Genomic DNA, 22,469 nt, shown 5'->3' with positions numbered 1-22,469 from the left:
GGTAGGGGCATTCGAGGGCCGATGTCGTTGCCGAACAGCATCACCGGTCGCGCAGTGAAAATTCCTAGAAGGCCGACCGATGCCGAGTACTTCATAGAATGCGTGCAGGAATCGGTCGAAACCATTCAGCGCAACTGCCCGGAGGCGCTATTCGGCATCGACGTGGGCGTTGACGACGTTCCGGTGTCGGCGCTAGGGCTCAGCGCAGACTCCCTAGATTCCGTTCCGCTCGCTGCTGCCATGTCGCCCACAGATGGGGGAGTTTCCAAGGTCATCGTCTTTCGCAGACCATTAGAAAACCGTGCGGCAGACAGAGAAGATCTCAAAGAACTGACGCACGACACTCTCGTCGAGCAAATATCGGCATTGACAAACCGCCCGATGCACGAGCTCGACCCAGACCTTTAGCCGATGCCAATCCTCGGATTGGGGACGATAGCCATATTCTTCTGCTTCGGAAGCACAGAGAGGTTAGCAACCGATTGCCCAGAGTCAGTCAGGGATATTGCGCCGACAATCGGCTGATCTGCCTTAACCCGCACGGTTTTCTTTTCGCTCGGCACCGCCAAAGACACCGTGGACCTGGCCTTGATGGCTATCTGCTCGGGATCTCCCCCGTCCCAGCTGATCTCGGCCTGGGTGTCCTCATCGCCAAGGTTAGTCAGAGACAAATTACCGTTGCCTGCGACGACTGCAGCCAACTCGTTGGCGGAGAATTCGTCCGTGCCCAAACTGACCGCATCGTCTGAATCAGTAGAGCTAATCAAGGTTGCGGCTATCTCGAAATCGCTGGAGACAACAATCGCAGAGGCATTATCGAGATACTTTTTCAGGTCGAAACCCTGCGTGCGCTGGGCCTCAGCGACTAGTTTTTCCTCGACTACCGTTGAGCCTTCTGGCCCCAGCACTTCGACATGCAGCTCCTTCCTGGTGGTGTCCGGATTCGTGACGATCAGTCTCGCGGACTTCGCGCCAGCCGGAGCCGCAGGAATTACGATCTGCTTGCTGAGTCTCATCGCGGAGCTGGCGCTCATGCCGTTTTCGGTCTTGGTCGTGATAGAAACTCCCAGACGGCCGGTTATCGTGCGAACTCGCACGCCAATCTGGTCTTTATCAGTTGCATAGTTCGCCAGCTTGACCAGTTGCGTCGAATTACCGCCGATCTGAAGGCCACGCAATTCGGGCACATCCGCCTGACCGCTGGAAGTGGAAATCGTGACGTCTACATCGACAGGTTCATTATCAGGGTTGTACATGACAAGCGTCGAACCCTCTGCGCCAGGAGCGATAGTGACGGAATCGGTATTGGGCGTCACGCACTGGGCCCAATAGCTGTGGCCGTCCTTGCCACCAAAAATGCCGCCGATAGAGTTGGCGCTCTTGTCCTCTGCGCTCATTCTAACGGGCTTAGAAATGTCGCCCTGGTATGGGCTTTCGACGAGGGTCGCCTCGTCGGCTGCCAGCTCACGCAGCTCGATGCCTCCTTGGCTCGCCCATGCGTGAAGTTTGCTCTGAACACCCGCGATGGGAGTGCAGGCACGAGATATCGACGAGGCTGCGGCCACCTGGACAGGAGCCTTCGCCTGGAACGCACCTGCAAACGAGAAGATCAGGCTCAGCACTAGAGCACCTGCAGGAATCCCAACGCAAACGCCTAGCCATTTTTTGTCTAGACCGATCCGCCTAGACCGTGGCTTCTTTGCTTCAGCCGGCTCATCATCTGTCTCGTTGAAGCTTGGCGCCTTGGCAATCGGCACGGGGCCATCGAGGTTGAGCGCCATTCGCCGGACCATGGTGATCTCTAGCTCGTCGGCGAATTCGTCGCCCTCGTCCTTGGAGAGGTCCTCAGGCTGGGGCTTAACGTCCTCCTCAGGATCAGAAATTCCCCTAGCAGCGCGAGTCGGCTTAGACTCTTCGTACGGCTGGTCATCAGACATTGCACGTCTCATTCTGCCCTCCTCCTTGCGCTTTGTTTAGCGGTTTCAGTAGCTCTTCTGGGCAGCTTTTCCTCTTTCGCTGCAGGCGCACCCAGGATGCCCAAGGCAAGCAAACCGAGGATCTGCGTGGCCATCGAGAAGAGGCTCGGCGAGGCAGAGATCTCCACGTTCTTCTTTTCGGAGAGCTCCCAGGCCTGTCGCCAATCCCCTGCATCTGAAGCTGTGAGTCTGGTGCCGACGGCTTTAGCCGACCACTGCGAGTCCTTAGGCTCGCTCAATAGGACCTTGCCGTCCTTGAACATCATTCGGGAGACGTTGCTCGGCATCGAAAAGACCGTCGTGTTATCGTCAACGTCGATGGGCGTTAACGAGGCAGAACTCGAGAATTCCTGGATGGCCTCCTCGCTCACGCCCCTAACCCAGATGTGGCTGATCGCGAGGCCGGTCAGCTGCTCGTAGACGTCATCACTCGGCATTCCCTGGGCGATTTGTTTCGCCAGGTCGGAAAGCTGATTATTGGCGGCTCGAGAACCTATTGCCGGCTTCTCCCCGCTTCCCCAGGTCGGCCCGTTCTCGTCGACTAGCCAGTACTTAGCGACAGATCCATCCGCCTCTACTAATAAAGCCCGGGTATGACGCTCCGAACGCAGAGTGTCTTGAACGTAGCTGGGCACTTGCTGATTGCCCCGATTGAGATTCGGTCCGCTTCCGGCAATTGCCCACCAGAAGGAACCGAGAAGAACGCCGAAAACAGCTGCTGCGGCAAGCCAGAAGTTAGGTTTGTGCAGCAGTTCCGCCCTGCTCATCCTGATGTCTATCGGATCAGTACCGAGAGCAGCTAGCATCAACAAGACGCCTAGGTAACAGAACAGCCAAACGAAGCTGATAGGCCTAGCAGGTACGTAATTGACCGTGACTACCAACCGCGAAAGTAAAATTGCCACCGCGAGGAATGCTACTGCCGAGCCCGCGAGGTAAAGAACGAGGCGGCTGCGAAGACGGTAGACAGCCACGAGAGCTAGCACCCAGAAAACGGCGATAACCAAAACATTGATCGCAATTGGCGCAGATGCAAACTCTCCGCGACCTGCGAGGAGGCCGAGCGGATTAGGCGCCGAAGACGACCAAACAGCGGATGGTTCTGAACCGGTAAGCAGCCTACCGGGATCCGAGAACAGTCTAGGCAGCCAAGGCAGGAGCACGACGATCGGGCCCAAGGCCGCAATCAACGCCGCCTTCCAGTTCTTTGTGCGCTTGCCGATCAGGAACGCGACTAGTGCCAACACCAACCAAGTAAGCGGCACGAAACTGATCAAGATTGTCGATAGAAGCGCAAAATGGGCGGGACGCCGCCACATCTGCGGGCCTGCCTTGTCGTTGACAAGCCATACACGGCAGACATTGGCTATCAGCGGAAGTAATATCGCCGCGGCAATTGCATCTAGGCTGCCCGCACCCGTCGCCCCGCTCAACGGCAGCGCCAGCCCCCATAGCGAGGCGAGCACCGCAGCCTGCCATCTGCTCTTCGTCAGATGGCGCAGGAAGAAATAGCCGCACGCGCCAGCGATTAGGCAGCCGCCCAGCACCAATACGGTGGCGAACCACTCTGGTTGGCCGAAGGTCAGCGTGGACCCAAAAGCCATCAGCCCCAGCCAGGGTGGATTAGCCCCGAAAAGGCCCGGCACCGAGTGCGTCCAGTTGCGCCAAGCGACGCCCAGCGAGTCGGGGCTCTGCAACAGAAGAGGAGCCGTTAGCTTTCCGAATGACAGTAAAAAGCGGGATGCGATGATCGTGATCACCAGCAAAAATGCAGCAGTAATCATTCCTGGCGAGGCTAGCGTACGAAGACCGCCTCTAGCCTCCGGTTCGGGACGCAAAGACCTGGCCGCGGTTTTATCCGCAACCTTGCCCGCCAGCAGATCGAGCGCCTGCCGCATTTCCCAAAATCGTGCGGGGAAAAGCGCCTTGTCGATGTTCGCGAAGTCGCCGCTTTTTTCTGCGGCCTCTGAGATCCGCTGCACAGATGGCTTCTCGGTGTTGAACTTCGTAATTGCGGCCTTGAGCGCGTTTCTGCTATCTGCAGATTTGCTGAACAGATGCCCCAACCAATTCAACCGCACTATGGAAGTGAGTTTTTTGCTTGCCTTAGACACGTTTTGGGAATGTCCTGCGGCAACCATCATCCCGATGGCGATATCGAAAGCCTTAGGGTCATTGGTTAGTTTGGTGTTTCGCAGGCCGTTTCGGGTTGCATTAATGTGACGCATCGAAGCGTCCGGGCAGGTGAGTACCTTCATTTTTGCCCGATTGGCGCGCATACCGAATTCGACGCCGTCTCTGAAAAGTGGCAGATCTGGGCTGAACCCATCGAGCTTCTGCCATGCCTTCAACGAAATCATCATGCCGGCTGAGCATCCGCCCAGAACCGATACGGGTTCAAGCTGCCCCTGGTCTAACTCCCCTGGTTCAACAACGGGTGCTCGCGTTCCGTCGGCAGCAATTGATTCGCCCAACGATGCGATCTTGTCGGGGTGGTTGCGCCTTCTTGGCATCAGCAGCTTAGGGATCAGAACGTCTGGTCTTTCGTCGCCAATAGCCTCGGCGACGAGATGCGTGAGGGAAGTCCTACCCACTGCCAGATCATCGTGAAGCAGCCAAACCCAGTCGAATTCTGCTCTAGCCAGCTTCTCGTCTATCCCAGCCGCCGAAAGCCCAGACTTGATGTTTTCACCGAAGCCCAGGTTTTGGTTTCCGTCTACCACCAGGTCGAAGATTCCGGTGGTCTCTAGCATCAGTCGGGATTCGTCGGAGGAATCGGCGTCAACGCCAATCAACATTCCGGGATGAACTTCTAGACGTTCGAGGTGGGCAAGCGTTCTTGGCAGCCACGCCTCACCGTTGTGCGCGACAAGCACCGCAACGACCCTGCCGGCTGCGGATAGGATATCCTCTGTTACTTCCTGACGGTTGTCTGGGGCTTCCTCCACCCAGGACCACAGCTTGCTTGAATCTTTCGCTAACACCTATCCGAGCCTAGTCTTATATGGCCCCAAAGAGGGTTCTATGCCACGTTTTGGCTAGACAGCTCGCTTTTTGAGCTTGCGTCGCTCGCGTTCCGACAGCCCGCCCCAGATACCAAAGCGCTCGTCATTAGATAACGCGTATTCCAGGCATTCTTGACGAACCTGGCACGACTGGCAGACCTTCTTGGCCTCGCGCGTTGAGCCACCCTTTTCAGGAAAAAATGCTTCCGGATCAGTTTGGGCGCACAGTGCACGTTCCTGCCAAGCCAAAACTCCATCTGCTGGATCTTCAGCCATCGATGAAACCTGCAGCACGACTTCTCCCCTTCTGATTCGAACCTACAAGTTAAATTACACTGTTGTAATTACCAGCGAGTCAAGTTTGACAAAAGAGGATAAATCTTTCAAGGTTTGCGCAAACAGTTGTCACGGCCGCACGCGTGAAGCTAAGCGAATTTCTTTCCGCAGGTTGCCGATACCTCTTCTACAATGGCCTTTATCTGCTGGGAAGCCGCTAGCGGGGCCACCAAGGTGATCTCGTCCGTGCGCACGACAGCGGTGTTTTTCAGCCCCGCGACTCCGATCACCCCGTCTGTGGTGTTGATCAACAGATTTCCCTGCGAATCGACGGAAGCTTGAGCCCCGAATCCCCTGTTAGGCCCTTGCGCCTCAAGCGCCTCGTAGAGGCTTTCGTAGCTACCCACGTCGAGCCACTCAATAGGCAGGCCGACGGCAACCACGCTCGTTGTCCCCAATCCGTTGGAGACGGGCTCCATGATCGCGTAGTCAACCGACGTCTTGAACAGCTTCGGGTAGATTTCCGAAAGTTTTTCCGGGTGCTGAGCTAATTCGCTGACTTGCTCGAAGGTGGCCGGCTGCAGCTTTTCCAGCTGCTCTAGCAACATCTTCCCTTGCCACACGAACATCCCCGCGTTCCACCAGTACTGCCCTGACTCCAGGTATTCTATGGCGGTCTGCTCGTCCGGCTTCTCTTTGAATTCGGTTACTTCGCTGGCGAGTTCAAACCCATCTAGTTCCTTGCCGCGCTGCAGATACCCGTATCCTGTGTGCGGATTGGTCGGAACGACTCCGAAGGTCACTAATGCCCCTAGCTCTTCGGCTGCGCGATAGCCGTCCTCAAGCGCTGAGACGAACGCATCGATGGGACTAATCAATTGGTCTGCGGTAAGCGTGGCGATCACGGCTTCGGGATCCCTACGCGTCAATACGGCAGCGGGCCAGGCGACAGCGTTTAGCGAGTCTCTGCCTTCTGGCTCTCCCAAGAGATTCTCATCGCTTAGTTCGGGCAATTGTTCTTTGACGACATGCGAGTAGGCAGCGCCCGTGCACACCAAGATCCTGTCGGCAGGAAGCAGAGCCCTAGCCCGCTCGAATGCCAACTGCAGCAGGCTCTTGCCTGAGAATAGCTTTAGCAGCTGCTTCGGCTCGCCTTTTCTTGATAACGGCCAAAGCCTGGTGCCAGATCCGCCTGCCATGATTACCGCGTAACGCATGGACAATAGGGTAACTCATCGGGGGCAAAGCACTAATCACAAACCGGTAAATGCGTGTTGACGATAGGTGCTCTGATCATTGAACCGGTACCCTTTGCTTATGCCTGATAATCACGACAAGCGCCAAGCAGATCTCGATTGGCTCTATGGCCGAAGCTCTGAGGGATCCGCTCCCGGCAATGAGCATGCGCAGCCAATTCCCAAAATGGCCCCAGGCGAAATCAGGCAAAACGCTCCGGAAGTCGAGCCTGCACCGAGCCGCGTCCAAGAGCCGGTCCCCGCGCCAAGGCGTGTCACCGCCCCAAGGCGAGACTCAATAAAGAAACAGCGCAGGCCGAGGCCTCGGAAAAATTCGGCGAAAAATTTCTTGAAGGTCATCCTGATTTTGCTAATCGCATGGGTGCTTTACTTGATTGGTGTTCCGGTGCTGACCGTCGCTGGGATGGATTCGGTGGATCAGCCAAAGTCCACGGCTGGTTCGCACCCGGGCACCACGTTCCTGCTCGCGGGAACTGATAGCCGCGAACACCTGAGCGAAGAAGACAAAGTACGGTTAGGAACAGGAAACGCAGAAGGTAGCCGCGCAGACACCATTATTCTGCTCTACCGTCCACCCTTCGGCGATTCTGTGATGGTCAGTTTGCCGAGGGACTCGTATGTTGAAATTCCAGGCTACGGGTTTGACAAGTTGAATGCAGCCTACGCCTACGGCGGTCCAGAACTTCTGATCCAGACCGTCGAGAACGCGACGGGCGTAGGGATAGATGGTTACCTGGAGATCGGATTCGGTGGTTTCTCCGCAATGATCGACGCGGTTAATGGTGTCGACGTTTGCTTGGATGAAGCGATGCAGGACGAGAGGGCGAATATTGACCTCCCCGCAGGCTGCCAGACGTTGAACGGCCAAGAAGCCCTCGGATATGTCCGGATGCGTTATTCGGATCCCCGCGGCGATATTGGGCGCGCAGAGCGTCAACGAGAAATCATCGGCAAGCTGGGCAAGAAGATCGCCTCGCCTAGGACCCTCATCGATCCAATCCGGTACTGGCAGTTGAATAGCGCAATCGGCAAGACCTTGACTAAGGGCGACGAAACTTCCGTCCCGCAGATGGCTGCGGGCGCATTGGGCGTGCTCGGTTCGGCGAAAGACGGCAATTCATTCCCCGTTCCCATCTCGGATGCAGCGGGTTGGAGTCCCGAAGGCGCGTCGGTGGTCATTTGGGACAACGTTTTGGCTTCCGAGCTCTTTGAGAAGATTAATCAGGGCGACACGTCTGATCTTGAGCGTTTTAAGCCCAAAGATTAAGTCTTAATATCTGGCGATTTACGCTGCACCTTTGCAGTAAGCCATGACGATTTTGACTGCGGGCCATACGTGTGTTGCGTAAGGTTCTCAATGGTTAGGCAAGTCGTTGACTTCTGTCGCGTTTTTTAACCTGGCAGAGCGCTTCGCTATCGCGTTCTTTCATATCGCTTTTTCCTGCCGCAAGAGAATCATCATTTTTTGTCAGTGGCGCCTGCAATACTGTTTTCAACGATTCAGGAAGGGCGAGATGGTCAAGTTTGTACACACTTCAGACTGGCAGCTGGGCATGAAGCGGCATTTTTTGCAGCCAGAAGCCCAAGGCCAGTTCACCGGAGACAGAGTGAACACCATCAGAACGATCGGCGAGGTGGCTAGGCGAGCCGGAGCAGAATTCATAGTAGTTGCGGGCGATGTGTTCGAGACCAATAGGCTGCCGCAAAGAGACATTGTCCAGTCCTTAGACGCTATGCGCGAAGTCGGTCTGCCTGTCTATCTTCTGCCCGGCAACCACGATGTGCTGGGCAGCTCTTCCATCTACGACTCCCCCGCTTACGTTGAAGCCGAGCCAGACAATGTAACCGTTCTTCGCACCCCTGGCAGGCACATCGTGCGTGAAGGCGTAGAGATTTTGGCGGCGCCTTGGACGTCGAAAACTCCCGATTTTGATCCTGTCAACGGGCCGTTAAAAAAACTTCTAGAAGATTTGCCGGCCGATGGCACAGTTCGCATAGTCCTCGGTCACGGGATGCTGCAGGAGCTGGAGCCAAATCAGCTCTCCATCGACGCGATCGATCCCAGGCCTCTCGACAAGGCGATTAGCGCTGGCGTCATTCACTACGTCGCCCTTGGAGATCGCCATATCCGCTGGCCAGCAGACGATTCGGGCGCGATTCATTATTCGGGAGCCCACGAGGTTACCGATTACCGTGAAGCGCAGAACGGCAGTTCGGCTACCGACCCTGGTTCAGTGCTAATCGTTGACGTAAGCCCCAAAGAGTTAAACGTCACTTCCGAGCGGGTCGGAAAGTGGCGATTCATGCGCGCTGATTTCGACCTCACCAACGAGCAAGACGTCCAAGCACTCGATAGAAAACTAACCGATATCGAGAACGCTAATACGACCATCATCAAGTTGGTTTTAACCGGCGCGCTCTCCACTTCGGCAAAGCTAGAACTCGACCACGTATTGGAGCGTCACGAAGCTCGATTTACTGCGCTGGAGTATTGGGATCGGCACATGAATCTTCAAGTGCTACCCGACGAGGACGACTTTTCTGAGCTTCCACAAGACGGTTACCTTCGCCGCGCGGTCGACGAATTAACCGAGAACCGCGAGGACGATGCCGTGGCCGCGGAAGCTCTCATGCTGTTGCACAAGATCATGAATGAGGACGCGCTATGAGGCTGCACAATCTGAAGCTAAAAAATGTGAAGGCCGTCGAAGAACGCGAAATCGAATTCGCCGAAGACCGGGTAACGGTCATCTCGGGTAAAAACGAGATCGGCAAGACCACCATGGTCCAGGCATTCGATCTGGCGATGAAGACGAAGAGCACGTCGAACAAAGCCGAAGTGAAAAACATGAAGCCGAAGCTCCGCGACGCCGACCCCGAGATTAGCGTCGAGTTCACGCTAGGCGAGGATCGGATTGAGGTTTCCAAGGTCTTTGCTGGTTCTCGTGGAAAAACCACTCTGCGCTACCTGGCAGGGCCGAAGGCTGGTCATTCGCTGACGGGTGGAGACGCCGAAAACGAGCTCGATGGTCTTGTCGGCGGCTCGGATGAGGCCCTTTTCGAGGCCCTAAACAGCTTTTCGAATGACCCCTTCGCGCAGCGGCCGTTCTCCGCGTCCCAGACCTTAACCCAAGCCTTGCAGAAGGCCTCCGGAGCGGTAGACAGCTCAGACCAGAGTTTGGTGGCGAAAGCCAAGGCTCATAGGGACGCGTACTTCACCGCTGCTGGAAGACCTAGGGGTGATTTGAGCGCGGCGAAAGATACTCTTCAGAAGGCAGATTCCCGAGTCGATGCGGCGAAGGCTGCGGTACGAGTAATCGACGGCAAAGAGACACGCCTGAATCAGGCGAGGACGAATATCTTCAGATACAACGAGCTATCCGCCATGGTAAATCGGGAGCTCGAAGAGATTAAGAAGGCCGATGCCGAGATCAAGTCAGCCAAAGACGAGCTTGATAAGGCTAGTAGGGAGAAAAATAGCGCCGAGCTTGTCCTGACCATGGCCAAGAACAACCTGGAAGCACGAAACAAAAGAATCTCGGATGTAAAAAAAACCGAGGCAGAACTGGGGGAGGCACAATCTAATCTTGCGGAACTGACTCCTAAGATTTCTGCCTACCGAAACGACCTTGCAGACGCAGAAGCCCTGTTTAAGGAACTCTCCGAGAAATCCAGGAAAGCCAACGATCGCCTCGAACAGGCTCAGCTAGCCGTTGCTTCTCTCGAAGCAAGAAAGAAGGCGCTTGTAGACGAGTCGTTACTTTCACAGGTCGAGGTGCAAGACGAACGACTTACAGAGCTGGATTATCTGCTGAACTCTGGAAAGCTAAACGCGTCTAATTCGAGAAGGGTTCTAGCCAACATCGATTCTTTCCAGCGAGAGCTCGATTCGGCGAGGGCGAAGCTAGTGGCAAGCTCAGCGCGAATTAGCGTGAAGGCGCTCACTGCCCAGCGAGAACTGCTGATAAACGGCGAGAAGGTCGACGTTGAAGACGGATTTAGCGAAAACGTCACCTCGGACATGACCCTCGAGGTTCCAGATACCTGGCGCTTCGAGCTCAGCGCGCCAGCAGTCTCTGATTTTCGCAGGGCGGAGCAAAATGCATCCGAAAAGCTTGCGCAGGCTTTACACGAGGCTGGGTGCGAATCCGTTGAAGAAGCGAAGGAGATGGCACATAAGCTGAGCGACTACGAACGCGAGCGCGACATGGTCAATCAGCGTCTTGCTCTGCTGCTTAACGGACGAAGCATCGAGGACCTAAGAAAAGCCGTTAAATCCGTCGACACCGCTGCCGAGATTTCAGAAAACGCCGACACACTTCCAGAGAGCTTGGATTCGGCTCTAAACGACCTCAACGACGCGCGGGATGAGCAGAAGAAGGCTGCCGCTACCAGAGAAGAGCACCTGGTGAAGTTAGAACAGCTAAGGGCGTCGTTCGGCGACGAAGTGACTGAGGAGAGCAGGCTGAGCTGGGAAGTTGAAAAGCTCGAAAAAAGTTATGAGCAGTTGTTAGCACAGCTCGCAAAAGATCGTGAAGAAAACGACGATGAAACGCTTGAAAAGGCAGTATCGGAAGCCCAGGTGGAACTCGACAAGCGAACGGCATCACTGGCAGAGGTCGAACAGAAGCTGGTTGCTCTAGACGCCGAGGGACACGAACAGCGCCTGAAGGAACTTGAGAACAAGGCTGAAAACGCCGACAAAACTCTCGCATCTTGGCAGACGGAAGCCATAAAACTATCCAGCGCGCTAAGCGCGCTTTCCGCAGACGTCAGGCAGGAGGAACTTGATGAGGCCCTAACTGCCCAACAAATAGCAACAGAGGCTTACGAGAGAATCGAAGTTAAAGCAAATGCTGCCCTGCTGCTCTACGACACACTTTCCAGGCATCAGGCACAGGCCCAGGAAAAGTACAGAAAGCCGTTCACAGATAAAATCGATCAACTGGGCAGAACTATCTATCGCGACGATACCTTCGCAGTCAGGCTCGCGGATGACCTAACCGTCGAGGCGAGGGTGCTGGATGGGGTGACCATAGATTTCGATCAGTTATCCAGCGGAGCAAAAGAACAGCTCCTGATACTGGTCAAGCTCGCTGCGGCAATGCTCGTCGACGAGACGGACGGAATGCCTATTTTCCTCGATGACCAGCTCGGTCACACCGATCCCGATCGTCAGACTCGAATGGCTGCGATACTCGCTAGGGCCAGCGAGATGGCACAGATAATCGTGCTGACCGCAGACGAAAGCCGTTACGGCGCTTTGACTAACCGGCACGACATTCGCATCAACTAGATAACTGCCGGGCGGAACCATCTGTATCCGCTCGGCAGAACTGAAGCTTCTATCCACTACTTAGAAGGGAAGGGACATATCTACGACTGCATGGCCCTGGATCTTTCCAGCGGCAAGTTCGTCGTAGCCCTTACCAGCGTCAGCTAGCGAGAAGTGCTTGGTGACGATCTCGCGTTAGTTGATCGCACCGGCAGCTACCATCTCGATGACCTTGGGCAGGTCCTCGTGGGTGCGAGCGCCGTAAGAGCCAAGGACGAACTGGCTGCGGCAGACGGTGCGGTTGATCTCTACTTCTGCTTCTCAGCCAGCACGCTGGGCACTAATGATCGTCTGGAAATTATCCTTAGTGATCGATCCTGCAGGAATTAGATACTTTTCGTTGTCACTCAAGATAGCCCCGCTGTTTCATCTTCTGCCTTGGCGATGCACCGCTGCCCGGGAACTGCAGTGAACTTCCAATAACAAGACCGAACACGTTCGGCTGAGCAAGGACAACCTGCCACTTTTCTAGAGTCGCGTCGCAATCTTTAGGAACATCGACACCGAGGATCAGCAACGGTTGCGTAGCGGTATCCATGACGCGCTCCATCTCATCCGCGCAAGGCAATCTAAGCCAGGCGTAGGAGGTGGTCCGACCAAGTCCACTAGCAATCGCCATCGACTTGATAACCTCGTCCGGAGTCAGAACGTTGACGATGCTGCCGGCGGCCAATGCGCCACGAGGCGGGTGATCGCATGCGACGACCATGAGCTTCTGGCCCTTAAAGAGCTTTCCTGGTTTGCGAGAAGTTAGAGCCTGCGAGATTCGCTCAAGCTCGTACATCCTAATCTCGGGGATTTCCCTGATAGCTACCATTTTTTCGCTTTCGATCTTCACGCGATCGACGTAGCTCACGGTTTTATTTTTTCAGTTCCAAGCAGATCCTTGCTTGAACTCGTCACTCTTTTGCAAACGTTTTCATTACTGACCATAGAAGTGGTCCAGTCATGGCTATATGCTTACATTCCAAATCTAGATCAGATCTTTGCAAAGCGTTATAAGCGACTATTTAGCACTTAAGGCGTCGTATATAGACAGTTCTCCACATGTTTCATTTGTTACTTACCTTTGAAACCATTATTCAAGTATCATATGGACTTGACATTTGACTTAACCGATTCCCGCCATACCGCGCTAATGGGGGCGCTGGGGTGCGACTTTGAGTCTCGTGCCAACGTTGACGGGGACAACAGCAGTGAGTTCTCGCCGTGCAGGAGCAAAATGACAGAAGAAAAGAACAAGGCCAGTCTTGATGAGCCGTTCGTCATAGACATTAAGATTGACCGCGACTCCTCAACTGCTCTACACCAGCAGATTTCTACCCCACTGGAAAACATGATAGCTTCTGGCGAACTTCCCCCAGGACAGATAATCGAGGACGAAGTTTCGCTTGCCAAACGTTTAGAAATATCCAGACCGACCGTTAGGCGCGCTATGCAAGATCTCGTCTCGAAAGGCCTGCTGTCCAGGCGCAGAGGCGTTGGCACGCGCGTCTCCCCCAGCCCGTTTCAGAGACAGATCAAATTGTCCAGCCTTACCGAGGATTTCATCGACGCTGGTCACACCACTCGCACAGAGGTGCTCAGATACGAGGTCCTCTTCGCTAACGAAGAGATCGCCGAAAACCTAGCTTGTGATACCGGCGACGAAATCGTCTTCTTCGAGCGGCTGCGCTGGCTCGATAATTCTCGCCTCGCATTGATGCAGAACTACGTTCCATCAGACATCGCACCGTCTCTGACAGATCTGGATCGAGACGGTTTCTACAGATGCCTGGCAGCAAACGGCGTTCAGCTCTCTTCTGGGTACCAACAGGTTGGCGCTAAGAACGCTTCCGAGCGCGAAGCTAAACTTCTGCACCTCGAACCGGGTTCTGCGGTTGTCACCATGCGTCGCACCTCATATGAAACGGACGGACGGATCGTCGAATTCGCTCACCACTGCTACGACGCAGCGCAGTACACCGTAACCGTTCCGCTAACCAATTAGTTCTGACAAAAGAAATCCCGCAGGTTATCCTGCGGGGTTTCTTATTGCGTATTTATTTAGGTCTCATCGCCTAAGCGAGAGTACCTCTTGAGCAGCCTCTCTTCAATTTCTTCCAGCGAGTAGATCTTGGTTTCAGGAACTACCAGCCAGTAGAAAAGGAAGGAACCGACGTTTATCAGACCGAAGATCAGGTAGGTCTTCGCACCACCAAGCCCATTAATGAGGAGCGGGAAGGTGAAAACAACGATTGCGTTGAACAGCCACAGGAAGAATACCGAAACACCTTGCGCTGCACCACGAATCTTGTTCGGAAAAATCTCAGCCAAGATAACCCAGGTCACGGTGCAGGACTGCTTGATAAACACGAACACCGAAACGATTGCGACGACAAGCCAAGGAATGAATACCGGAACGGCTTCGGAGATGTTTCCGTCGGGGCCCATGTGCGGCTCAACGCCGAAGTGGAACACTACAGCCAGGACTAGAAGCGAAACAGCAATGCCAGCCTCCTGGAACATACCTACCTTGCGACGCATGAACTTCGCGACAATGATCAGGCCAATGCCGGAACCAACAGCGGAGATGAAACCGGTCAGAACGTTCAGTGTAATCGCATCAGCGGTCGAGAAGCCTGCAGCGTGCAGAATCTTCGGCATGTACCACATAGCGGTGTTAATACCGGTCAACTGGTCCATGATGCCCAGGACGACACCGATCATGATGATCCGTCTTGTCCAACGTGTTCTAAGGCCTCTGCCCAGCGTCCACGCTTCCTTAGATTCCAGATCGTGCTTACGCTCGAGCTCTATCATCTCCGTTACCTCACCGGAGACGTCGTTCTTCTCGGTGCGAATTTGCTTCATCGAGGAGATGGCCTCGTAGTAACGCTTGTTAGCTACGTACCAACGCGGCGACTCAGGCATCATGCGCATGCCGATCCACAGCGCAATAGCCGGGATAGTGGCAAGAACGAGCATCCAGCGCCATGCGTGGCCGTTGCCCTCCATTACGGTTACGTCTGGCATGGACTTCAGAATGTCCCAAAGAACAACGTCGCCCTTCTGGAACTTTCCGGAGGGGTCGTTTTCTACAACAACCTGTGGTGCACTGTTCATGTGAGCGATAGCGGCGTTCATAACGAATGCGATGAACTGACCGAAAACGATCATGAACTGGTCAACCGCAACCAGCGGACCACGTATCTTCTTCGGAGCAGTCTCAGACAGGTATAGCGGAACCGTCGAAGAGGCGCCACCAACAGCCATGCCCAGGATAAACCTGAACGGGTACATCATGAAGACGTTGACCGAGAACGTGCAGCCTAATGTGCCGACCAGAAATAACGCAGCCAGCAGCATAATGGAGCGGCGACGGCCGATCTTGTCGTTGATCAGTCCGACAAGCAGAGCGCCGAAAGCGGCGCCAAGAGCCAGGGTCGCCGTAACTAGGCCCTCAGTAAAGGCATCAAGTTGAAGGCCACCTGCTGCCTCTGGGAGATACATGTAGGGCAATGCGCCGGCGATGACACCGGTGTCGTAACCAAACAGCAGGGAGCCCATAGTTGCAACGGCTGCGAGAACCAGCGGGCTACGGTGCTTACCCGCGGCCTTGATTCGCTGCACTAAACCTGAAATCTCACTGCTTTCAGGAACATGCCCATCGGGCAAAATAGCTTTTTGCTCAGACATCCTTGTCCTCCCGTATTTTCCTGGCAAGCAAACTCCTCAAAAGATGTTTGCTGCTCAGATCCGCGGTTCGGCCATACCTCCATGTACGCGGAACTGGCGCAGAACTAGCAAATCTTTTACCGATTATTGCTACTCCACAACAATAAAATAAGTGAATTGGATGATGCCACTATCAGGTTCTCATCCTCATAATTGCAAGCAATTCATAAAGACTTATAGTTTTAAGCGAAAATGTGACTACAAATGTATATTCACATCAAAATTTCGCATTGAGCGCAATAATCGCATTTTTATAAAGCACATCGAGGCACTTATCGAATGAAAAACCTCAGCGACCAAACTTTTCTAACTAACCTGGGTTCTCCTCGCGAAGTTTGTTATAACTAATTGACCTGCCCAGAGCGGACCCTCTCGCCCTTCTTGAGCGCTATCTGTCGGAGGTCTTTCTGAAAATCGACCATCTTAGTAAGAAGATCTTCATCGGCGCTAGCCAAAATTCGTACTGCCAGGAGCCCCGCATTGCGCGCATTACCGATGGCTACCGTAGCCACCGGGACGCCGGTGGGCATCTGGACGATCGAAAGTAGTGAATCCATGCCGTCGAGGTGTTTCAGCGGCACCGGAACGCCGATGACTGGAAGCGGAGTAAGAGCCGCAAGCATCCCAGGAAGGTGAGCCGCGCCACCAGCGCCTGCGATTATTGCCTGCAGCCCCCTATCATGAGCATGACGTCCATATTTGACCATATCCTCCGGCATCCTGTGCGCTGATACGACGTCGGCCTCGTACCCGATGCCGAATTCTTCCAACGCCTTTGCTGCGGGTTCCATGGTCGGCCAATCAGAATCGGAGCCCATCACGATGCCCACTCTTGCTTTGTCAGTCATGCTTACCTTCCCTCAGAGAGTCTTTGTCATCAAGTATTTTGCCGCGCTCTCGCTTCGTTCACGCACATCAGCAAGATCTTCTCCGTAACAAGTTACGTGACCCAGTTTGCGCCCAGGGCGCGGCTCTTTGCCGTACAGCTGCACACGAAGTTGTGGATCTCTAGAAAACAGGTGCAGCAGTCCCCCGTTCAGGTCTCGGCCACCTAGCACGTTCGTCATTACGGTCCAGGGAGCTCTGGTCGAGGGATCCCCTAGCGGCAAATCGCAGACAGCTCTCAGGTGGTTCTCGAACTGGCTGGTGTGGGCGCCGTCGATGCTCCAGTGCCCGGTGTTATGCGGACGCATAGCTAGCTCGTTGATCACCACCGAGCCGTCTTTGCGCTGCATCAGTTCCACGGCTAACAGACCGACCACGCCTAGATCGTCGGCGATGTCTAGCGCGAGCCTGGTGATGTCAGTGGCTTGTTCAACGCTCAACCCTGGAGCGGGTGTGATTGTTTGGGCGCAAACCCCATCGGTTTGGATCGTCTCACTGATCGGGTAGGCAACCGCCTGACCGCTTGGCGTCCTAGCGACGATAGCGGAAAGCTCTCGAGAAAAATCAACTAGTTCCTCGCCAATGATATGGACTTTTTCACCCGCGCTGACGTCTAGAGACTCCTCGAAGGGAACATTCGCTTCGTCCGGGCTAGCTATCTTCCAGACCCCGTGCCCGTCGTAACCGCCTCGGCTTGCCTTAGCAATGATCGGCCAGCCGATCTCGTTGCCGAAGTCCACCAACTCGTTTTGGTCCTTGCAGTGCCGCCACTTGGGTGCTGGCGCGTCGAGGGTTTTTGTTAGGCGTTCGCGCATTGCAAGCTTGTCTTGCGCATAGACAAGCGCTTCCGGGCCCGGGCTGACCTTTACGCCCATGTATTGCAATTTTCGCAGCAGAGAAGTGGGGACATGTTCGTGATCGAAAGTGATCACGTCCACGGTCTTAGCAAAATTTATGACGGCTGATTCGTCTGTGTAATCACCGACCGTCACGTCCGAATAGACCTGATTGGCTGACATGCCCTCGCCCTCGGCAAGGAGCTTCATGGAAATACCTAAACCGATTGCTGGGGCAGCAAGCATTCTTGCAAGCTGGCCGGCACCGATAACGCCTACGCTCTGGTTCACAGTTTTTAAGCATAGAAAATTGAGTTATGTAGGGCTAATCAGCGGAAACACTTCCTATGCGACCCGAAAATCTGCGAAACTTCAGACATGACCACGCACATCATCACCGCCGGAGGCGGCGGCTTCTCTATGTCCCCAACCGGCTCACCTACCGCACTCGATCGCTACATTGTCGGATTGTCGAGCGTGGAGGCCCCGTTGGTGTGCTTTATTCCGACAGCTTCAGCAGACGACGCGACGTATATCAACAAGTTCCTTGTCAGCTACGGCGTGCTTGGTGTTAGAACCATGGTTCTAACACTCTGGACGGGCGCAGCACACGCCATCGAGAGGCTACCCGAGGCCGACATCGTCTTCGTTGGAGGCGGGTCTTCTACGGTAAACATGATGGCACTTTGGAAAGCACACGGGGTAGATGCGGTTCTCAAACAGATGGCCTCCAACGGAAAAGACACCATTTTCGCCGGCATTTCCGCCGGTGCTTGCTGCTGGTTCGAAGGCTGCCTGACCGACTCGTTCGGCCCGATGCGTCCTTGGCGCGGCGGTCTTGGCCTGTTGGAGGGCAGCTTCTGCCCGCATTTCCAGGGCGAAGAAGGGCGCGCTGGGGCCTATACGGACGCCATCGCTAGCGGAATCTTGCCCGACGGCTACGCGATCGATGACGGCGCGGCAATCCACTGGGTCGACGGCAAGCTTCACAAAGTCATCAGCGAACGCGAGGATGCGCGCGTACTCCACTTCATGAACAGCTTGCAGCCCGGCACAAGCGGCGTGACCACCCAGCAGCTAGACGCGGAACTCATCTAGAAACAGGCCAAATTAACTTTCGTTAAACGAGAATTTAACCTGCCTTTAATCCTGGCCTGAAATGATTTTCAGAAATATATGTTGCGAACCTGAAAGTCGGAAATGGCCATGGCTGACTCGAACACCCACGGTGGCATCTGGGGTGATCACGGGCTAAATAAGTGCCCGCGATACGGATCCGCGGAGATTGTCGTCACTGTGGGCAAACGGGTTTGTAAGTTTTGCCGATACGAGTGGGCACCAAAGCTCCTTCCGGAGCATTCCACGAACGATTTGAATATCGTAGGTCGCCAGGTTGGTTTCGGCGCCAAGGATACTGACCCGAAGTTCGATTTGGTCACCATAAAGTGTCAGGGCTGCGGCGGTGAGGTGATGATAAACACCTCGCAAAAGCTCGAGACTAGAGTGCCACTGGTGTCGGCAGACGCTATCCGTTAATCATCAGATCCCAAATGGGATGTTTCCGGATCTTATCTTGCCGTTTAGCGTCAGCCGCGACACCGCGTTGACCAGAATGCAGGAGTATATATCCAAGCACCGGCTACTAATTCAGTCGGACTTCGAAACCAGCCTTACACTAGAACGCATCCGAGGTGTCTATCTGCCGTATATCCTGTTGGACGCCAATCTTCATGTTCGTGCCAGCGGAATCGGAAAGAAAAGGATCCAAGGCAGGCGCTACGACAAGGAAAGCCGCGCCTCAAGGCAAGAATTCAGCGGCGCCCGCGATTTAGACCTGACGGTCGACGACCTTGCAATCGAATCGGCCAAAAAGTGGGACAGCCTTTCAAAAAGTAAGGGCAAAGCCCGGCAAGGGAAGTTCTCGTTACTTTCGTTTTCTGAACGAATGATGAGCAGGCGGTCGATTTTTATGACGGAGGTCTGCCGACGCACGTCGTGAACGTCCTGCAACCCTATGACACCCAAAACGCGGTTGCGTTCGAGGCAAGCTATCTGCGCGGTTTTTCCGCGGATAGTCGCGAACAGAACTTGTCCGAACTGCGAGAGATCGCTGACTGGCAGCTTACGACTTTGGCAAGCGACCAAGTTGAGAAGACCGTTGACCTATACGATCTAGGCGTCGATTGGATGGATGCCGAACTCGACACCACCGGCAGCCGCTGGTTAGCCATCTACCTACCAGTTTGGTTATACACCTTCACTGAGGTCGAAAAAGACGTTCGCCGGCACTATTTGCTCGCGGTAAATGGCCGGACCAAAGAAACCGTGGGAGCGGTACCCTACGATCGCAAGAAATCATCGGTAGTGGTTCTGCTAGCCCCACCGATCACTTTCGTCGTGTTGACCTTTATCGGTTCGATGATTGCTCCGCTATTGGCTGCTCTGGGCTTGCGCCAGTCGATGATGTTGTGGTCCGCACTGACACTCCCCGCTTGTCTCTTTGCTTTCGTCAGCGCGCCGCATTTTTTGAACAAACTCGCCCTCAGTTTGGCTGAGGAACACGATTTTAGAAAAGAAACAAAAGTTGAGGTTTCAAACCTGAAGATGTGGGATAAAAAAATTCTTCCACCAATGAATCAAAACAGTGAAGTTAGGGATAAAACATGGCATTAATTAAATGCCTTCAACGGCGCAATATCGGGCATGTTCGCCGATCATTGGCTCGACTTTGGAACAGTTCCTGACGCTCTGCCACCGACAACCGCTGTTGCCAGCGGCGTTATGCGCGGCACAGATAATGGCAGGGGGGATTCAATCGGCAGGACTCACCAGACGCATTGGAGCAGCTCCGAAAGGCCAAAAAAATACTTGACGAGAAGCTAATAACCCAAGAGGATTACGACATGTTAAAGACCAGGCTGCTGAATTTGTAAGGGACGAGCCGGCCTATAAGCCGGGTTCTGTAATCGGTGATCATCCATCTGCGACTGCCGTTACCGGCAGCCTTCCCCGGCGACTTGCGCCGCCGGCGTGCAACCTACCCGACGGCTAGGCGGGCAGCTTAAGCCGTCGCAGACGCAGTGCGTCTTTCTTGGTCTTACTCCAGGTGGGGCTTGCCATGCCAACGCCGTCGCCGACGTCGCGGTGGTCTCTTACACCACCCTTTCACCCTTACCCGTGTGGCGCTAAGGCCAAACTAGGCGGTCTACTTTCTGTTGCGCTATCCCGCGGGTCACCCCGGGTGGGCGTTACCCACCACCTTGCCCTGTGGAGCCCGGACTTTCCTCAGCTTTCGCCGCGATCACCCGGCCGACTCATCCGAGCGACAAGTATAGCGCGATCAGCGAACCAAGATTCGACTGCACTCCTCGCAGCGAAGCACGGTTTCGGGGCTGGCTTCCTGGGCGCGCTTCTTGTCTGTCGCGTCGAGTTCCAGCCCACAGCCACCGCAGCGACCGTTGTTGTATGGCGCTGCGCCGTAGATGTTTCGCTGAGAGATCTTGTTGTAGACGTTCAACAACGCCTCGGGAATTGCCTTAGCGGTTTGGGCGCGCTCGTCGCGGTTGGCCTTGTAGTCAGCATCGATCTGTTTGCCCTGCTCGTCACGCTCTACGATCAGTTCTTTCATCTTTGTCTCGATGTCGACGCGCTGCTTAGCTAGCGCCGCGGCCTTTTCGCTGGCCTCTTCGGCGTCAATTTCTGCGCTCAGATGCTGTTCTTCTAACTCGGCGATGCGGCCTTTGAGGTGTTCGCTCTCGTCGAGGATGGCCTGAATCTGCTTGTGCGGCAGATTCGTGTGGGCCAGCTCATCGTTTCGCTTCAGCCTCGCCTTTGCGGGTTCTAAGTCTTCGTCGACTCGATCTAGGATCATCTTCGTGTCGCTGGCCTTGGTGTCTGCGACCACAACCTCCTCGAGTAGCTTCTTGCGCTCACTGGCAAGCTCTGAGAGCTCTTTCAGCACCGGAAGCGTTCGCTTGCGGTGCTGGAGCTGCGCTGCCTCGGTATCGAGTTTGGCTAAATCGAGAAGGACACGTTGGTGGCGAGGTTCTGCTTGCATAGGGCCATATTATGCCAGCGTTAGCCAACTGCTTTATTTACCGGCGTTTTTAAGCACACCACCGGGCAGATTAAGCAGCTCGACGCCAGCCTTAGCGGCTTTATCAGAGAAGTGGTTTACCACTCGCTGACTCCTACCTCCCGAGGCACAGTAGATGACGACCTTAGTAGTTGCGCCCAAAGCTGTGAGGAAATCGTCGAAAACTTGCTCGCTCATGCGAGAAAGCGGAAGGTGCTCAGATGGCACCGATAAGTCTTTTGCCTCTCGTTCGTCGTCCTCGCGGACATCCAAGGCCACTGCTTCGCCCGATCTGATCATCGCTAACAGTTCGTCTGCGCTGGATTCCTTTTTCAACATGCAATCACCCTAGCTTGCGCAGCTGACGTCTTGAGCTGTTAGCGACCACCTGAGAACGGATCAGCCTGGCACTCATAGCGTCGTAGCTGAGCAGCAGGCCTGGCCGCGAATCGCCTACTCCAACAATGAATTTGATTACCTCCGTGGCCATCAAGTTGCCGATGACCCCGGTGGATGCGCCAAGCACTCCAACCTTCGCGTTGTCGGGGATCAGATCGGAAGAGGGCTGCTCGGGATGCAGATCCCTGAAACCAACTCCATCCACCACTCTTTCACCGCTCCAGCACAGACCAACTTGCCCCTCGAATCTGAGCACTGAGCCCCAAACCAGAGGAGTAGAGGTGACTTCCGCGACGTCTGCGCTTAAGAATTTCGTGTTGAAGTTGTCGCTCGCTTCGACAAGAAGATCCGCGTCGGACGCTAGTTTTAGCGCGTTTTCTGGGCTGAAATTCTCGGTAACGGCAAGAAAACTACCGTCCGGGTGCATTTTGGAAAGCTTCTCTGCGGCAAGGCGGGCCTTCGATTCTCCGATGTCGCCAACGTTGAAAAGAATCTGACGGGAAATATTGGAAAGGCTGACCTCGTCGTCATCGACGATTGTCACTTTCCCGACGCCTGCCCCGGCCAAAGACAAAAGTAGCGGCCCGCCGAGGCCTCCCGCGCCTATCACCACGACATGAGCACTGGCGAGTCGTTCTTGAGCCGCCACGCCAAAACCTGGCAGCACTAACTGTCTAGAAATTCTCTGTTTCTCTTTTGGCGAGATCAT

General features: G+C 54.8%; 21 protein-coding genes and 1 other RNA gene. 9 read left to right on the top strand and 13 right to left on the bottom strand.

Going from position 1 to position 22,469, the window contains the following annotated elements:
• Window positions 1-21 precede the first annotated feature (21 nt).
• A complete protein-coding gene (locus tag G556_RS0102280; RefSeq protein WP_016456481.1) occupies window positions 22-408 on the top strand; it encodes a metallopeptidase family protein in 387 nt (128 codons plus the stop codon).
• Here the strand turns inward: G556_RS0102280 and G556_RS0102275 are convergent.
• The 4 genes from G556_RS0102275 to G556_RS0102260 all read right to left on the bottom strand — a co-directional run bounded on the left by G556_RS0102275 (window position 405) and on the right by G556_RS0102260 (window position 6,474).
• On the bottom strand, window positions 405-1,949 hold the full coding sequence (locus tag G556_RS0102275; protein WP_028821614.1) for a DUF5719 family protein: 1,545 nt from the start codon (window positions 1,947-1,949) through the stop codon (window positions 405-407). The genes G556_RS0102280 and G556_RS0102275 overlap by 4 nt on opposite strands.
• Window positions 1,946-4,960 carry a glycosyltransferase gene (locus tag G556_RS0102270; RefSeq protein ID WP_028821613.1) on the bottom strand — a complete coding sequence of 1,005 codons (3,015 nt, stop codon included), beginning with the start codon at window positions 4,958-4,960 and terminating at the stop codon, window positions 1,946-1,948. The genes G556_RS0102275 and G556_RS0102270 overlap by 4 nt, the downstream gene beginning before the upstream one ends.
• A gap of 54 nt (window positions 4,961-5,014) precedes the next feature.
• Complete coding sequence (locus G556_RS0102265; protein ID WP_028821612.1) at window positions 5,015-5,257, bottom strand: WhiB family transcriptional regulator; 243 nt, start codon at window positions 5,255-5,257, stop codon at window positions 5,015-5,017.
• A 149-nt stretch (window positions 5,258-5,406) separates the two neighbouring features.
• A complete protein-coding gene (locus tag G556_RS0102260) occupies window positions 5,407-6,474 on the bottom strand; it encodes a mannose-1-phosphate guanylyltransferase (protein ID WP_028821611.1) in 1,068 nt (355 codons plus the stop codon).
• Window positions 6,475-6,574: 100 nt separating this feature from the next.
• On the opposite strand from G556_RS0102260, the gene G556_RS0102255 reads away from it, so the two are divergent.
• Window positions 6,575-7,780, top strand: a complete 1,206-nt coding sequence (locus G556_RS0102255; protein WP_051176550.1) for an LCP family protein — start codon at window positions 6,575-6,577, stop codon at window positions 7,778-7,780.
• A 94-nt stretch (window positions 7,781-7,874) separates the two neighbouring features.
• On the opposite strand, the gene G556_RS11375 is transcribed toward G556_RS0102255, so the two are convergent.
• On the bottom strand, window positions 7,875-8,045 hold the full coding sequence (locus G556_RS11375) for a hypothetical protein (RefSeq protein ID WP_155941718.1): 171 nt from the start codon (window positions 8,043-8,045) through the stop codon (window positions 7,875-7,877).
• On the opposite strand from G556_RS11375, the gene G556_RS0102250 reads away from it, so the two are divergent.
• Window positions 8,028-9,182: a metallophosphoesterase family protein gene (locus tag G556_RS0102250; protein ID WP_028821609.1), complete on the top strand. Its 1,155-nt coding sequence runs from the start codon at window positions 8,028-8,030 to the stop codon at window positions 9,180-9,182. The genes G556_RS11375 and G556_RS0102250 overlap by 18 nt on opposite strands.
• Window positions 9,179-11,809 (top strand): AAA family ATPase, encoded by a 2,631-nt coding sequence (locus G556_RS0102245; protein ID WP_028821608.1) that lies wholly within the window; start codon window positions 9,179-9,181, stop codon window positions 11,807-11,809. Before G556_RS0102250 ends, G556_RS0102245 begins: the two co-directional genes overlap by 4 nt.
• Window positions 11,810-12,191: 382 nt before the next feature.
• On the opposite strand, the gene G556_RS10940 is transcribed toward G556_RS0102245, so the two are convergent.
• The gene (locus G556_RS10940) at window positions 12,192-12,704 is read right to left on the bottom strand and encodes a Cgl0159 family (beta/alpha)8-fold protein (protein ID WP_028821606.1); all 513 of its coding nucleotides are present in this window, start codon (window positions 12,702-12,704) and stop codon (window positions 12,192-12,194) included.
• A 366-nt stretch (window positions 12,705-13,070) separates the two neighbouring features.
• Here G556_RS10940 and G556_RS0102230 point away from each other — a divergent pair, with 366 nt between their 5' ends.
• Complete coding sequence (locus tag G556_RS0102230; RefSeq protein WP_028821605.1) at window positions 13,071-13,838, top strand: GntR family transcriptional regulator; 768 nt, start codon at window positions 13,071-13,073, stop codon at window positions 13,836-13,838.
• A 56-nt stretch (window positions 13,839-13,894) separates the two neighbouring features.
• Here G556_RS0102230 and G556_RS0102225 read toward each other — a convergent pair whose 3' ends face one another.
• From G556_RS0102225 to G556_RS0102215, 3 genes are all read right to left on the bottom strand, one after another.
• Entirely contained in the window at window positions 13,895-15,526 is a 1,632-nt protein-coding gene (locus G556_RS0102225; RefSeq protein WP_024111436.1) for an MFS transporter, read from the bottom strand.
• Between the two features lie 383 nt (window positions 15,527-15,909).
• Window positions 15,910-16,413 (bottom strand): 5-(carboxyamino)imidazole ribonucleotide mutase, encoded by a 504-nt coding sequence (gene purE / locus G556_RS0102220; RefSeq protein WP_016456493.1) that lies wholly within the window; start codon window positions 16,411-16,413, stop codon window positions 15,910-15,912.
• 12 nt (window positions 16,414-16,425) lie between these two features.
• Window positions 16,426-17,577 (bottom strand): 5-(carboxyamino)imidazole ribonucleotide synthase, encoded by a 1,152-nt coding sequence (locus G556_RS0102215; RefSeq protein WP_028821604.1) that lies wholly within the window; start codon window positions 17,575-17,577, stop codon window positions 16,426-16,428.
• An 87-nt stretch (window positions 17,578-17,664) separates the two neighbouring features.
• Between G556_RS0102215 and G556_RS0102210 the strand changes: the two genes are divergently transcribed.
• From G556_RS0102210 to G556_RS0102195, 4 genes are all read left to right on the top strand, one after another.
• Window positions 17,665-18,384 (top strand): Type 1 glutamine amidotransferase-like domain-containing protein, encoded by a 720-nt coding sequence (locus tag G556_RS0102210; RefSeq protein ID WP_016456495.1) that lies wholly within the window; start codon window positions 17,665-17,667, stop codon window positions 18,382-18,384.
• Window positions 18,385-18,492: 108 nt separating this feature from the next.
• Window positions 18,493-18,822 (top strand): hypothetical protein, encoded by a 330-nt coding sequence (locus tag G556_RS0102205; RefSeq protein WP_155941717.1) that lies wholly within the window; start codon window positions 18,493-18,495, stop codon window positions 18,820-18,822.
• A gap of 37 nt (window positions 18,823-18,859) precedes the next feature.
• Entirely contained in the window at window positions 18,860-19,285 is a 426-nt protein-coding gene (locus G556_RS0102200; RefSeq protein ID WP_162139741.1) for a hypothetical protein, read from the top strand.
• Complete coding sequence (locus G556_RS0102195; protein ID WP_028821601.1) at window positions 19,282-19,959, top strand: hypothetical protein; 678 nt, start codon at window positions 19,282-19,284, stop codon at window positions 19,957-19,959. Before G556_RS0102200 ends, G556_RS0102195 begins: the two co-directional genes overlap by 4 nt.
• A 260-nt stretch (window positions 19,960-20,219) precedes the next feature.
• On the opposite strand, the gene rnpB is transcribed toward G556_RS0102195, so the two are convergent.
• The 4 genes from rnpB to G556_RS09920 all read right to left on the bottom strand — a co-directional run bounded on the left by rnpB (window position 20,220) and on the right by G556_RS09920 (window position 22,469).
• Window positions 20,220-20,603: RNase P RNA component class A (rnpB, locus tag G556_RS10955), an RNA gene on the bottom strand.
• Between the two features lie 23 nt (window positions 20,604-20,626).
• On the bottom strand, window positions 20,627-21,343 hold the full coding sequence (locus G556_RS0102190) for a zinc ribbon domain-containing protein (RefSeq protein WP_028821600.1): 717 nt from the start codon (window positions 21,341-21,343) through the stop codon (window positions 20,627-20,629).
• Window positions 21,344-21,376: 33 nt separating this feature from the next.
• Complete coding sequence (locus tag G556_RS11585; protein ID WP_016456501.1) at window positions 21,377-21,700, bottom strand: rhodanese-like domain-containing protein; 324 nt, start codon at window positions 21,698-21,700, stop codon at window positions 21,377-21,379.
• A 4-nt stretch (window positions 21,701-21,704) separates the two neighbouring features.
• Window positions 21,705-22,469 (bottom strand): ThiF family adenylyltransferase, encoded by a 765-nt coding sequence (locus G556_RS09920; RefSeq protein WP_024111561.1) that lies wholly within the window; start codon window positions 22,467-22,469, stop codon window positions 21,705-21,707.

Origin of the sequence: Propionimicrobium lymphophilum DSM 4903 (genome assembly GCF_000423485.1) — a bacterium.
In the GTDB taxonomy this organism is placed as follows: domain Bacteria; phylum Actinomycetota; class Actinomycetes; order Propionibacteriales; family Propionibacteriaceae; genus Propionimicrobium; species Propionimicrobium lymphophilum.
This window is presented reverse-complemented; position numbering and strand designations above follow the sequence as displayed.

Coding starts and splice junctions, on each gene's coding strand:
- G556_RS0102190 (WP_028821600.1), bottom strand. CDS start 21,343: ATGCAAGCAGAACCTCGCCACCAACGTGTCCTTCTCGATTTAGCCAAA.
- G556_RS0102280 (WP_016456481.1), top strand. CDS start 22: ATGTCGTTGCCGAACAGCATCACCGGTCGCGCAGTGAAAATTCCTAGA.
- G556_RS11585 (WP_016456501.1), bottom strand. CDS start 21,700: ATGTTGAAAAAGGAATCCAGCGCAGACGAACTGTTAGCGATGATCAGA.
- G556_RS0102225 (WP_024111436.1), bottom strand. CDS start 15,526: ATGTCTGAGCAAAAAGCTATTTTGCCCGATGGGCATGTTCCTGAAAGC.
- G556_RS0102265 (WP_028821612.1), bottom strand. CDS start 5,257: ATGGCTGAAGATCCAGCAGATGGAGTTTTGGCTTGGCAGGAACGTGCA.
- G556_RS0102275 (WP_028821614.1), bottom strand. CDS start 1,949: ATGAGACGTGCAATGTCTGATGACCAGCCGTACGAAGAGTCTAAGCCG.
- G556_RS0102205 (WP_155941717.1), top strand. CDS start 18,493: ATGGCTGACTCGAACACCCACGGTGGCATCTGGGGTGATCACGGGCTA.
- G556_RS0102230 (WP_028821605.1), top strand. CDS start 13,071: ATGACAGAAGAAAAGAACAAGGCCAGTCTTGATGAGCCGTTCGTCATA.
- G556_RS0102260 (WP_028821611.1), bottom strand. CDS start 6,474: ATGCGTTACGCGGTAATCATGGCAGGCGGATCTGGCACCAGGCTTTGG.
- G556_RS09920 (WP_024111561.1), bottom strand. CDS start 22,469: ATGATCTCGCCAAAAGAGAAACAGAGAATTTCTAGACAGTTAGTGCTG.
- G556_RS0102245 (WP_028821608.1), top strand. CDS start 9,179: ATGAGGCTGCACAATCTGAAGCTAAAAAATGTGAAGGCCGTCGAAGAA.
- G556_RS0102255 (WP_051176550.1), top strand. CDS start 6,575: ATGCCTGATAATCACGACAAGCGCCAAGCAGATCTCGATTGGCTCTAT.
- G556_RS0102210 (WP_016456495.1), top strand. CDS start 17,665: ATGACCACGCACATCATCACCGCCGGAGGCGGCGGCTTCTCTATGTCC.
- G556_RS0102250 (WP_028821609.1), top strand. CDS start 8,028: ATGGTCAAGTTTGTACACACTTCAGACTGGCAGCTGGGCATGAAGCGG.
- purE (WP_016456493.1), bottom strand. CDS start 16,413: ATGACTGACAAAGCAAGAGTGGGCATCGTGATGGGCTCCGATTCTGAT.